We start from the raw sequence: 13,442 nt of genomic DNA on the forward strand, positions 1-13,442 counted from the left end.
CATCATCATGGGTAAACGTTGACCTATTCATCGCGAACCATCAACTTACGCTCTACATACAATGAGTCAGGGCATAAGCCTATGCTTACGATGTAAGTTTTACTTCGTAAAACTTTAAGGAGGATGTAACCGTATGGAAATAAGGGTTCGCGGCGGTGATTCGTTCTGGGGATATAGTCAGTTGTTTGGGGTTCCAATACAGCTTCTGCTTGATTCAAATCCGGGCATGAATCCACAAGCATTAATGATAGGACAAACGGTGAATATACCGGGTTATATGACACGAGAATATCAGATCGTTCCTGGGGATACGATTTGGCAGATTGCTAGGACAGCCGGTGTACCGCAGGACACTATAATGCTGCTTAATCCATCAATTCAAGCGAATTATCTTCGTATCGGTCAGATTATTCAGATTCCAAGTCGCGTTACTAACTTAGTGGTTCAAACAATAAGACCATATGATTATGGAGATATGCTGGAGGACCTTAACAACCTCGCTGAGATTTACCCATTTATCCGCATCCAGTCAATTGGTAACTCGGTAATGGGTAAAGTTATTCCTGAAATTCGTCTCGGTATCGGTCCTAAACAGGTCCACGCAAACGCCTCTTTTCATGCGAATGAATGGATCACAACACCTGTCCTCATTCGGTTTCTAAATGAATACTTACTAGCATTAACGAATAATGGTAGCATACGTGGGCTCGCAATGAATCCATTATATGAGACGACCACGCTATCTCTTGTTCCAATGGTTGATCCTGATGGTGTCGATTTAGTCGTGATCGGACTACCGAGTGACGAACCTTATCGAAGTGATGTACTTGCTATAAATGGAGGAAGCAGCGATTTCAGTGGATGGAAGGCCAATATTCGTGGGGTTGATTTAAATAACCAGTTCCCAGCGTTATGGGAACGACAAGCGGAAATAGGTCCACAAGCACCATCTCCTCGTGATTATCCAGGAACGGCGCCACTTACGGAGCCAGAGTCGCAAGCGATGGCTAATTTAACGTGGAACAGTAACTTCAGCCGTGTGTTAGCCTTTCATACACAGGGAAGGGTCATTTATTGGGGCTTTGAAGGGCTTCAGCCACCTGAATCTGAAGTGATTGTTAATGAGTTTGCAAGAGTGAGCGGTTATGAGCCTATAGAGTATGTAGAGAGTTGGGCTGGCTTCAAGGATTGGTTCATCCAAGATTGGAGAAGGCCAGGTTTTACGATTGAATTAGGGCAAGGAACGAATCCACTTCCCTTATCGCAGTTTGAACAAATTTATCAAGAAAGTCTAGGGATATTACTAGCTTCGCTTTATATGTAATTATCATAGATTTTTTAAGTATACAAAAAAGCACCCCGAAGGAGCGACCTTTTTAGTGTCTACTCTTCGGGGTTTTTAGGGTTACTTGTTACGTTTTGATAGTGAGAAGGGAAGCTCCTGCGGTTCATAAGAACGGTAGCTTGGAGCTAATCCAAGGCGAAAATCTAGTGATTTTCCTTCCATAATATCATCGTACGTAATATACAGTTTGGTATAATCCTCACCTTCCAACTTGACGTTGGTAACGAAATTGGACTGTGGGTTATTGTTGTCGGTATGAATCTGCATTTGCTTGCCATCCGGAAGTTCAATCGTGACACTATCAAATAGCGGAATGCCGAGCACATATTCATTACTTCCCGGGCATACCGGGTAGAAGCCCATGGAGCTGAATACATACCAACCGGACATGCTGCCATTGTCTTCATCGCCAGGGAATCCGTCAAAGCCGCTGTTAAACAGATGGGTTAAAATCTGCTTGATTACGACCTGAGAGGAAGCCGGTTCGCCGACATAATTGAACAGATATGGAATGTGGAAGCTCGGCTGATTTGAAATAGCTACCTGGCCAAAATCGACGGCTGCCATTTCGCTCATTTCATGAATTTCAAAACCGTAGCCTAACACATCAAAGTCCGGCGCTTTATTGCATAATTCAGTAATTTTATCAAAAAAACGTTCCTCAGAACCATAAGCCTCGATCAAGCCTTGGAAGTCTTGAAATACCGCAAAGCTACTTTGCCATGCGCTACCCTCGGCATAGTCAAGTCCCCAGCTAATATCGTTGAAATGATCACGGAATTGGCCATGTTGGTCTTTCGCGCGCATGAAGCCCGTCTCAGAATCAAAGATGTTCTTATAGTTCAATGCACTTTGTCTATAATGCTCAGCCACATCAGCTTTGCCTAAGACCTCAGCTACGGTGCTGATGCAGTAGTCACTATAGGCGTAATCCAGCGTATGATTAACACTTTCGTGATAATGATTTGGAACGTAACCATATTTGATATAATCCAGCGTTCCTTGGCGACCGTAACAATCCTTATCGCTTTGTGTCGTTGCTGCGTTCAACATCGCATCAAGCAGTTCAGGCATTAAATGACTTCCAATTCCTTTGGCGGCAGCGTCCGCAATAACCGCATCAATAAGCGTACCTGGCATTAGGCCACGTTCATCCGGTGATAACCACTTGGGCAAGAAGCCAGTTTCGCGGGAGGAGTTCAGGAAACCTTCGAGCATCTCCTCGTATTCTTGTGGAGCAATGATAGAATAGAGCGGATATACGGATTTGTATGTATCCCAGAATCCGTTATTGGTATAGAGAATCCCTTTCTTTACGGCTCTAGCTGTAGTGTCGTAATGAATCGACTCCATATTGGCATCCAATTCATAGAACTTCTGTGGGAAGAGGAACATTCGATATAAGCAAGTATAGAAGGTCCGTAAATATTCCTCGTTCGAATGCGTAACTTGGATTTTATTCAAATAATGGTTCCAGGCTAGGGTTGCTTGTTCTTTCACTTCATTCATAGACAAATGCAGCTCACGCTGAAGATTTAACTCGGCCTGTTCTATACTGATAAATGAAGTCGCCAGCTTAACATTCAGGGTATCCTTCTCGCAGTCCTTAAATCGAATGACAACATGCTGATCCATGCCGCTTACAGCCAACTCATTGCTTAATTCGCCTTCGTTATTATAGTAACCCGATGCATCCAGATCGATGTCATGACTGAAGCTCATGGATACATACATCCGGAATTGATCATCATGACAGCCTGCGAAGTTGCTGACATAACCAGTGATTTTGCGATTCGCTGCATCGATATGAAACTGACTCTTGTTCTTCACATTCAGCACGAATCCAGCTTGCTGCTTGGAATTGTATTGGATTTGCATGGATGCTCCATAACAGGTCGGAACCAGCTCAGTTGTGATGTTATAGCGTTGTTGTTTTACTTTGACGTAGTGAGGCTTGAAAATGGCTTCTTCCGGCCGATAAGAGCTTTGGCAAGAAAACACGGAACTTCTGATTTTGTCATCAGCAATAGGTGTCATGAGAAAATGGGCAAAGTCGCCCATCCATGGACTTGGCTGGTGCGTCAAACGAATGCCTTGAAAGACACGGTCATGTGGATTGAAGAACCAACTTCCCTCATTGTTAGTCTGTACGACAAAGTGATTCATGCCGAAAGGGACAGAGGTATAAGGGAGTGTATTCCCGTTGGAATAGGAATGTTTGTTGTTGGTGCCTTGTCGTGTGTCGATATAATGCAGCATGTAGAATCTCCTTTTAGTTGGATTTAGTAATAGGCGTCATAGTCTCTTCACGGTTTGACGTTCGATAAGCTCTACCGGAACCACAATATTCTCTTGCGGTTGATTCTGAGGATTCTCTATGATCTCTACTAGGTTTTGTGCAGCCAGGTATCCCATTTGTTCAAAATCTTGAGATATCGTGGTCAGCTTAGGTTCAACAAAGCTGGAAAGGTGAATGTTATCAAAGCCTACAATCGAGAAATCATCGGGGATCGATAATCCCAGCTCTTTAGCAATTTGCATGATCTCAATGGCGATCAGGTCATTCTCAGCTACAATCCCCGTAATTCCTTGCTCCATAACGGATTGTATGAAATGGGTATAATATTCTCTTCCGTTATCGTTATCATGAATTAAATAACGCTCGGTTAAATCACTCACGCTGTGATCGATTAAGTTGTAATCATACAACGCCTTTAGATAACCAAAATAACGCTCCCTGATTGACGAGGAATTCTCGACCTTCAAAGAGGAGAGAAAGGCAATTTTCTTGTGGTTATTCTCGATCAAGTGACTGCAAGCCAGGTACCCTCCTGCAAAGTTATCGGAGACAACGGAAGGGAGCGGAATGCCCTCAATATATTTATCCATCGTTACTATCGGATATTTCGACATATGATATTGATACAGCATGCCTAGATCTGAAATGCTGTTTACGGGGTAGAAGATCAACCCCGAATTGGCGCTTTGAAGCGCAGCCTCTAGCAGTTTGTGTTGGCTGACGATCGTACTGGATTGAATGTTTAATGTATAGTCGGTCGTCTTGAGATACTCATTGATGCCCTTCTCGTAATCGCCAAGACCTGGATTGTGGTTGAACGGGAGAACGAGCAGAATCTCTTTGCTAGATTTGTTATTGGGCTGGAGGGACGGTTGCATAGCATTCACGAAGCTCCCCTTCCCTTGAACCCTATAGATCAAATTAGCGTTCTCAAGTTCTGTCAAAGCCCGCTTTGACGTAATCCGACTCACGTTGTAAGTCTTCGATATTTGTGCTTCAGTTGGAAGTTGATCTCCGATTTGTAGTTCTCCAGATTCAATCTGCGCCTTTAGAGCGTTCACGATATGTTGGTATAATGGGATTTGCTCCAAAATGATTCTCCTCACTAATTTGATATATCATATTTGAATTGAGCGAATCAATTTTTGATGTTTATTTTTCGATGACAATAGGATTTTATATGTTGAATATACGACAAAATAGGCAATTCAGCAATAGTGACTTATGATACGGCCGTAAAACCCTTTGAAATATAGAATGAATACGTTAGAATTAAAATAGGTTTTTATCTAAATATGATATATCAAATGTTGATGGATATTAATAGACTAAATTTGTAGGAGAGGTACAAGATGAATGTTAGCTCTAAACTATATGAAGAATTACCCGCGCAGAAAATCTATGAAGTCGTTCAGAAACATTTCGGTTCATCTAGCGAGATCGAGTATTCACTCTTAAAAGGCGGACTCTTTAATACAACTTACAAACTTGTTCTGCATTCACCGATGCGCGAATTCATTTTTAGGGTGGGACCCGTAAACAGGCAATTCCTATTACCTTTTGAACAACATTTAATGAATGCTGAAGTCGAAGTGTATACCTTATTTTCCAAGAATCAAATACCTTGTCCCACGGTTCTTGTGTGTGATTCTACTAAAAGTATCGTTGATAGAGACTATATGATTACAGAATATATACCGAGTGTCCCATTATCAGATGAGAGTATCCCGCAAGATGTTAAGGCAGAATTGTATGAACAAGCGGGCAGATGGACTGCAGAGATACATTCTATTATCGGCTCAAAATTCGGTAGGGTATCAGATATTCAGCAAACGGGTGGATACGATCATTGGGTTGATTTTCTACGGGCGCAGGCAATAGAGACAGGAGTAAAGTGCCTGGAATACGAGGTTTTTGGTGAAAGTGTGGTTAGCAGAATGATTAAGATATATGAAGATACTTCAAGGCTGTATGAAAATATAACGATTCCCCAACTTATTCATGCTGATTTATGGGCAGGGAATATACTTGTCAGATTAAATAAGATCACGAATAAATATGAGCTTGCAGCTATCATTGATGCAGATAGAGCGTTATTTGGCGATGTGGATTTTGAGTTTGCAAGTCCATGGATTACGAATGAATCCTTCTTAAAAGGGTACGGCAAACAGGACAGAGATCATGATCCTTTGCGTGCCTTAAAAAAAGACACATATCAATTACTCTTTCATTTTATTGATAGCTATGTATGGAAAGTGCAATACAACAACATGGTGGAATACGAGAATAATAAGCAAAGGGCAATGGATTTGTTATCTTCAATTGAAGCGGAAATATATATGTAATTATGATCCAAGGGTTGAACAACCGTAAAATCATCAACCTTATAAAATCAGAAAATTGTTGCGAGTATTATGGAGGGTGTTCCGAAGCACTAGTTGCTGGGAGTATCCTCTATTTATTTATAATTGACAATGATAATCATTATCGATATCGTTATCCTTATCCTTATCAATGACATAATGATCATCTATCAAGCTAGCACCCTATTTAAGAAGAAGTAATGGATACGGCTTGATGAACAGATATGGGATTCTGAATCAGGCAATTGCCTATATTGGAGGATGAAGAATGAACTGGGAACAGTATATCCAGCTATGGGAGCATGCATTGATTCAGCCGATGGATATTCGTCAGGTTGTAATTACTAGTGCGGGAAGGCAACAGTTTTTGCTTCCATCTAGTGGATTTATATATGTGGTGCAGGGTCAAGCTACCATTTGGCTGGATGGGGATAAGCATGTAACTAAAAGGTTTTATCTATTGCATGCGGGTAAAGGAAGTCATATCGTTGTTGAGGTTGGACAAGAGCAATGTACATATTTCTACATCTTATACAAAGGTAGTATGCCCACGAAAGCTAGAAAGAGCATCCAGAAGACTTATCTCATGAACAATCCCTTTCAGCTTCAATATTATTGTGAGCCGCTAGCACCAGTCATTTTATATCAACATGTAGAATCTATGCATCAGGGATGGCATCGCGGAGCAAGCTTGGAACGATTTCAAGTGAAAATTCGGCTGTATCAATTTGTACATGAGCTTGTCCGCCAGTTTCAACTTCAGGGGGTTACCCCCAAAAAGACGGATTTAATAGAACAGATCATTCAGTATATTCACGAACATTACTATGAACCCATTACTCTTGAGTCATTAGCTGAGTTATGGAGTTACAGCATACAATATTTATCCAAGCAGTTTAAGCAACGTACTGGTAGAAGTCCCATTGAATATGTGATACAGACGCGGATGGCTAAAGCGAAGGAAATTATGATGTGCAGTGATGTCAGTATCCAGGAGATCGCTGCGAGTGTGGGTTATAGTGACGTGTTTTATTTTACACGCCTGTTCAAGAAGCAGGTTGGAATAACGCCAAGTCAGTATAAATCGAAAGTGAAATTATTAGGTAATTCAGATAGTCCATGGAAAGTGTTCATATCCTCCATGGGCAATTCAGGCTCATCTAGCTATATTGATAATGATAATCGTTATCAATATAGGGGAGAAGGGGAAAATTCAATGCTGAGAAGTACAGGATCGAAGATAGGATTAACGCTGATGTTATGTTTTACGTTAATGCTTACTGCTTGTTCGAATGGGGGCTCTAACCAGACGAATAGTCAGGGTGTTGCAGAAGGAAAGGCAAATCAGGGAACGGAAGCTACACAAAATGGTGCTAATCACAACACAGAAGATAAGGGCATGCGCAAAATATCTACGGTTATGGGGGAAGTTACTATTCCTACCCATCCTGAACGAGTGGTTGTTGATTGGCACTTGGGACAAGTTCTGGCAGTAGGCGTCACTCCTGTTGGGGCATCCAAAACACTAATGGACTATGCGGCCTTCTTAAAGCCGTTTGTACCAGATTCTGTTCAGGAAATTGGACGTGATGGTAGTATCTCTATGGAAAAGGTTCTGGATTTGTCTCCAGACATAATTATTACTTGGAACAAAGATGATTACGAGAATTACTCCAAAATAGCCCCAACCGTGGTATTCGATACTACCGAGTATTCGTCAATTCAAGAGGAAATTACAGCCATGGGTGACATTTTAGGCCGTCAAGAGGAAGCGAAGAATTGGTTGGCTGATTTTGATAAACGTACTGAGGTTGCTCGCAACAAAGTTAAGAGCGTGATCCCTGAAGATGCAACACTATCAATCGTAGATTATGTCACAGTAGATAAATATTTAATGGTCGTGGGGAATACAGGTGAAAGAGGAGGTAAGGCAGCGTATGATATCCTTGGCCTGAAGCCAACTCCTAAAGTAAAGAGCGAGATTATAGACAAAAAAATAGACCGTCTGGAAGTGTCATGGGAGACTGTAGGAGATTATGTGGGTGACTATTTGATTGTGCTTACTATAGAGGGCAAAGAGCCTCCGCAGCTTCCGGCTACATGGACTCAGTTAGATGCGGTAAAGAACGGCCGTGTTATTGAAGTTGAAATGGCAAGTTATTTTGCCGCTGATTCATATTCCACTTTAATTCAGTCTGAAGATATTGCGGATAAGTTTACAAAACTGGCTGAGACTACGAAATAGCAACAATGAAAGGTGAAGGAAATGAGTCACAATGCCCAACCGATGATGACTAAGGACTCACAAGAAGTTCATTCACGACCTTTTGCTGCTTCTGGCATCATCGCCTTAAGTATTATATTGTTAGTTATTTCAATTTTTCTTGCCATATCTCTGGGTGCCGCTGATATTAAGCTTTCTGTTGTGTGGTCGGCTATCTTTCATTTTGATTCAAGTAATATTGAACATCAGACGATTATGGAATTGCGTCTACCACGCGTATTGGGCGGAGTTATGGTAGGCGCCAGCTTTGCTGTTGCAGGTGCGATCATGCAAGGTCTAACACGTAATCCTATGGCTGATTCAGGGTTGCTTGGACTGAATTCAGGAGCCGGGTTTGCGATGGCAATCTGTTTTGCCTTTTTTCCTGGTCTGTCTTTTATGTATTTGATGTTATGTACATTTGTTGGGGCTGGTATTGGTGCAGGAATGGTGTACGGGATCAGTTCGCTAACCAGAGGAGGCATGACACCAGTCAGGCTTGTATTGGCAGGTGCTGCACTTAGTGCACTATTCAGTGCACTAAGTGAAATCATTACCCTACACTTCAATATTGGGCAGAGTATTGCTTTCTGGTATGCAGGCGGTGTAGCTGGGACCAAGTGGTCCCAATTATTAATCATGTTTCCATGGGTCGTTGCGGCACTGTTAGGGGCTATCATCATCTCACGCTCGATCTCAATGCTTAGTCTGGGTGAGGAAATCGCCAAAGGCCTGGGACAAAGGACGAAAGTAGTGAGATTGGTTGCTACAATATTGGTACTCGTACTTGCAGGCTCTGCAGTGTCAGTAGTAGGTCCAGTAGCTTTTGTAGGCCTGCTCATCCCTCACTTAGCCCGTTATTTGGTAGGAGTGGATTACAGATGGATCATTCCATGCTCAGCTGTGTTGGGAAGTTTGCTGGTCGTGCTAGCTGACCTTAGTGCACGTATCATAAATCCTCCGCAGGAGGTCCCGATCGGAGCTCTTATTTCGCTCATTGGAATTCCGTTCTTCCTTTACCTGGCGAATAAGGAAAGGAGGGAATTATAAATGATCCGTGAGTCGATTCCTGAAGCCCTCAAGATCAGGCAGAAAAGTACGGGATGGCTTGTGATGACGGTACTTGGCCTTCTGATAATAGCGATGTTTGTACTTAGTATGAATACAGGATTTATACATCTTTCCCCATTAGAGTTATGGGAGACATTATTAGGACATGGGACCGCGAAGCAAGAATTGATCCTGTTGCAATTTCGTTTGCCGCGTATTGTCATTTCGGTATTGGTCGGGGCAGGGTTAGCTTTATCAGGGTGTATAATGCAGGGTATTTCACGTAATGCTTTAGCCGATTCGGGTATTCTTGGCATTAATGCCGGTGCGGGTTTGGTCGTGGTACTGTTTGTGTCGACCTACTCGATAACTGCGGAAGTTCCCAAATTTGCATTACCATTCCTAGCGCTGTTAGGTGGGGGAGCTACGGCGGCTCTTATTTATACTCTCTCTTATAGACGTGATGGAGGGATTCAACCCACACGGTTGATCCTCACCGGTATAGCTGTGGGTGCAGGGATAAGCTCAGCCATGATTGTATTAATGCTGAAGTTAAGCGAACAAAATTATAAGCTGGTATCTCTATGGCTTGCCGGAAATATTAGTGGAGTGACATGGAGGGATGTTGTTTCATTACTCCCTTGGATCGTCATACTCATCCCCTACGTATTCACCAAATCAAGGTTTTTGAATGTACTTTCCTTAGGTGAGGCAAGAGCTAAGGGTCTTGGAGTATCCGTATCTCGTGAACAATTGAAACTGTTAGCGGTTGCTGTTGGCCTTGCTGCTTCGAGTGTATCGGTTAGTGGAGGTATTGGTTTTGTTGGACTGATTGGCCCCCATCTTGCTCGACGTCTTGTTGGTTCCAGGCATGAACTGCTACTTCCAACATCGGCTTTAATTGGTAGTTTGCTAGTTATCACAGCCGATACCCTCGGAAGATGGGTTTTGCAGCCGACTGAAATTCCAACAGGTCTGGTGGTTGCCATCATTGGATCTCCCTACTTCCTTTATCTATTAGCTAAAGCCAAAAATTAGAGTGGGAAATAAAACAACCAAAGATCTGAAAGAGAGGTACAGCATGCTAAGGCGATTTTTTGCATATTACCGTCCTTATCGAGGTTTATTTATTTTGGATTTTTCCTGTGCTATTATCGCTGCTTTGCTGGAACTCGCATTCCCTGTAGCTGTAAATCAGGTTGTAGATCGGTTATTGCCAAGTGGTAATTGGAGATGGATTGTTTTTGCTTGTCTCGGACTACTTGTCATCTATCTAGTGAGTGCATCCTTACATTTTGTGGTTACGTACTGGGGGCATAAGCTGGGGATAAATATTGAATCAGATATGCGCAAGAAAGTTTTTGATCGCGTGCAAAAGCTATCATTCCGTTTCTTTGATAATAACAAGACAGGTCATTTGGTATCCCGGATGACCAATGATTTAATGGACATTGGTGAGATTGCACACCATGGACCTGAGGATTTATTTATTGCGGTTATTACTTTGGCTGGGGCATTTGGAATTATGCTCAGCATCAATTGGCAGTTGGCTGTGATGACCTTTATTATTGTCCCATTCATGATTTATTTGTCGCTGTATTTCAGTCGAAAGATGTCCAAGGCATTTAAGAAAATGTTCTCTGATATCGCAGATTATAATGCTCGTGTCGAGAATAATGTGAGTGGAATTCGCGTAGTGCAAGCTTTCTCCAATGAACAGCATGAGGTTGCTAAGTTTGCCGTTCAAAACGAATCATTCCGGTTAACAAAACTGCTCACTTACCGGATTATGGCTTGGAATTCTTCGCTTAGCTTCATATTGATGAAGTTCGTCTCATTATTTGTATTGTTGTGCGGCACTTGGTTTGTTCTTAATGATCGCATGACCTATGGCCAGTTTATTGCCTTTATCATGTTATCTAACGTGTTCCTAGGACCGATGGAACAGATTAATAGTGTGATTGAGACGTATCCAAAAGGGGTTGCAGGCTTCAAGCGATACTTGGAGTTACTGGAGACCGAGCCGGATGTGGCAGATCATGCCGGAGCTAAACCGGTCCAAGCAGTACAGGGGAATATTAGGTATGAGAATGTGAATTTTGGATACGAGAACAGAGATAATATTTTGACGAATCTCAATTTAAATATCTCCGCAGGTGAAACCGTAGCGTTGGTGGGACCCTCTGGAGCAGGCAAAACGACGCTATGTAGTTTGCTACCCCGTTTCTATGATGTGAATGAAGGGCGAATTACCATAGATGGGGAGGATATTCGAAACATCACTCTGGAATCTCTACGTTCAAATATTGGTATTGTTCAGCAGGACGTATTTCTTTTTGATGGAAGCATACGTGAGAATATCGCCTACGGGGACCTCGTTGCAAGTGAGGAAGACATTTTGGAAGCAGCCCGACGAGCGCAATTGGAGGAGCTCATCAAATCGCAGCCAGAGGGCTTGGATACGATGATTGGAGAACGTGGGGTGAAGCTATCTGGTGGGCAGAAGCAGCGGTTATCCATCGCGCGTATGTTCCTGAAGAATCCTTCCATTCTTATCTTGGATGAAGCTACGTCTGCACTGGATACGGAGACAGAAGCAGCAATTCAATTAGCGTTATCGGAATTGTCGCGCGGAAGAACAACTTTAGTCATTGCACATCGTCTTGCAACGATTAAGAATGCTGATCGGATCATCGTTGTTGCAGAGCAGGGTGTTATGGAACAAGGTACACATGATGAGTTGATTGGGGAACAGGGGATATACAGTCGTCTACATAGTGCCCAGTTTGGATAGATTAGCGTTTTAGAATGCTTCATCTTCTAGTAAATATCAGTTGTTTTCATATCAACCATGAAAGGGGAGTAGCTTAGGATGGAGCGACCTTTAGAATTATATGATGTTACGATTATAGGCGGGGGACCAGCCGGGATGTATGCGGCTTTTTATAGCGGAATGCGTGATCTTAAGACAAAACTCATCGACGCTAATCAAGAGTTGGGAGGACGGATGCTGCTTTATCCAGAGAAAATGATCTGGGATGTTGGGGGAGTTACCCCTACATTATGTGGAACGCTTATCAAACAGTTAGCTCAGCAAGCGCAGACTTTTGAACCTACGATTGTGCTTGGTGAACAGGTTAGCGAGCTACAAAGGCAGGAGGATGGAACGTTTATTCTCCTCTCTAATTCTGGGCATCGACATTGGACACAAACCGTTATTATGGCGATCGGTTATGGTATTCGAAAGATGGCAAAGCTGGAGATCGAGGGTGCAGACCGATATGAAGTGACAAATTTACATTATACAGTGCAGGAACTGGATATGTTCCGTGGCAAGCATATTGTCATCTCGGGCGGTGGTGACTCTGCGGTGGATTGGGCAAATGAACTGGAGTCTGTTGCTGCCAAGGTAACCATTGTACATCGCAGGAACGAGTTTGGCGGTCATGAACGCAATGTTAATCGCATGCGGCAGTCTTCAGTGAATATTAGGACGCCATATGTTGTTGAGAAGCTTCACAGCAAGGATGGTTCATTAATCGATCAAGTAAGCATCACCCATCTAGAGAGCGGAGAAACTGAGGTCTTAGATGCGGATGATGTGATTGTAAATCACGGCATGAAAAGCGATTTTGGTCCCATACGTAATTGGGGACTGGATATGGGAGAATGGACGGTCAACGTGAACGGTAAAATGGAGACGAACATTCCAGGGGTGTTTGCAGCAGGCGACTTTATTGACTATGACAGTAAAGTCCGCTTAATTGCCGGAGCCTTTAACGATGCAGTGTTGGCTGTGAATAGTGCCAAGTTATTCATAGAGCCGGAGGCGGAGAAAGTTGCTTATGTATCTTCGCACAACAGTAGGTTTAAGGAGAAGAACCTGGCACTGGGCGTTATTGAAGAGGACAACCACTAATCGTGGATGACGTGGGTGACTCTTCACCGAATCAATCGACCTAATCTAATACAAAACAGAGACCCTAAGGGGTCTCTGTTTTTTTGTGTGCCAACTTTATTGGTAGGTAAAAAAATATATCATAAAAGAGAGTGGTTTTAGTATAATATTCCGCAGGAAATATGCCGATATTAGGCGAGAATACGATCTTGAAGAGTAGATTC

General features: G+C 42.7%; 9 protein-coding genes. 7 read left to right on the plus strand and 2 right to left on the minus strand.

The window, feature by feature from the left end; translation table 11 throughout:
* Positions 1-133 precede the first annotated feature (133 nt).
* Positions 134-1,324 carry a M14 family metallopeptidase gene (locus tag IEW05_RS21685; RefSeq protein WP_188541948.1) on the plus strand — a complete coding sequence of 397 codons (1,191 nt, stop codon included), beginning with the start codon at positions 134-136 and terminating at the stop codon, positions 1,322-1,324.
* Positions 1,325-1,405: 81 nt separating this feature from the next.
* On the opposite strand, the gene IEW05_RS21690 is transcribed toward IEW05_RS21685, so the two are convergent.
* Positions 1,406-3,604: a GH92 family glycosyl hydrolase gene (locus IEW05_RS21690; RefSeq protein WP_188541949.1), complete on the minus strand. Its 2,199-nt coding sequence runs from the start codon at positions 3,602-3,604 to the stop codon at positions 1,406-1,408.
* Between the two features lie 36 nt (positions 3,605-3,640).
* Positions 3,641-4,735, minus strand: a complete 1,095-nt coding sequence (locus tag IEW05_RS21695; RefSeq protein ID WP_188541950.1) for a GntR family transcriptional regulator — start codon at positions 4,733-4,735, stop codon at positions 3,641-3,643.
* A gap of 261 nt (positions 4,736-4,996) precedes the next feature.
* On the opposite strand from IEW05_RS21695, the gene IEW05_RS21700 reads away from it, so the two are divergent.
* The 6 genes from IEW05_RS21700 to IEW05_RS21725 all read left to right on the plus strand — a co-directional run bounded on the left by IEW05_RS21700 (position 4,997) and on the right by IEW05_RS21725 (position 13,239).
* The gene (locus IEW05_RS21700) at positions 4,997-5,989 is read left to right on the plus strand and encodes a phosphotransferase family protein (protein WP_188541951.1); all 993 of its coding nucleotides are present in this window, start codon (positions 4,997-4,999) and stop codon (positions 5,987-5,989) included.
* A 286-nt stretch (positions 5,990-6,275) separates the two neighbouring features.
* Positions 6,276-8,252 carry an ABC transporter substrate-binding protein gene (locus tag IEW05_RS21705; RefSeq protein WP_188541952.1) on the plus strand — a complete coding sequence of 659 codons (1,977 nt, stop codon included), beginning with the start codon at positions 6,276-6,278 and terminating at the stop codon, positions 8,250-8,252.
* A 42-nt stretch (positions 8,253-8,294) separates the two neighbouring features.
* Positions 8,295-9,320 carry a FecCD family ABC transporter permease gene (locus IEW05_RS21710; protein WP_229753652.1) on the plus strand — a complete coding sequence of 342 codons (1,026 nt, stop codon included), beginning with the start codon at positions 8,295-8,297 and terminating at the stop codon, positions 9,318-9,320.
* Positions 9,321-10,358, plus strand: a complete 1,038-nt coding sequence (locus tag IEW05_RS21715; protein WP_188541954.1) for a FecCD family ABC transporter permease — start codon at positions 9,321-9,323, stop codon at positions 10,356-10,358.
* A gap of 43 nt (positions 10,359-10,401) precedes the next feature.
* Entirely contained in the window at positions 10,402-12,114 is a 1,713-nt protein-coding gene (locus tag IEW05_RS21720; protein ID WP_188541955.1) for an ABC transporter ATP-binding protein, read from the plus strand.
* Between the two features lie 78 nt (positions 12,115-12,192).
* Entirely contained in the window at positions 12,193-13,239 is a 1,047-nt protein-coding gene (locus IEW05_RS21725) for an NAD(P)/FAD-dependent oxidoreductase (protein WP_188541956.1), read from the plus strand.
* The last annotated feature ends 203 nt before the right edge of the window (positions 13,240-13,442 follow it).

The sequence above is a fragment of the Paenibacillus segetis genome (genome assembly GCF_014639155.1).
GTDB lineage: Bacteria > Bacillota > Bacilli > Paenibacillales > Paenibacillaceae > Fontibacillus > Fontibacillus segetis.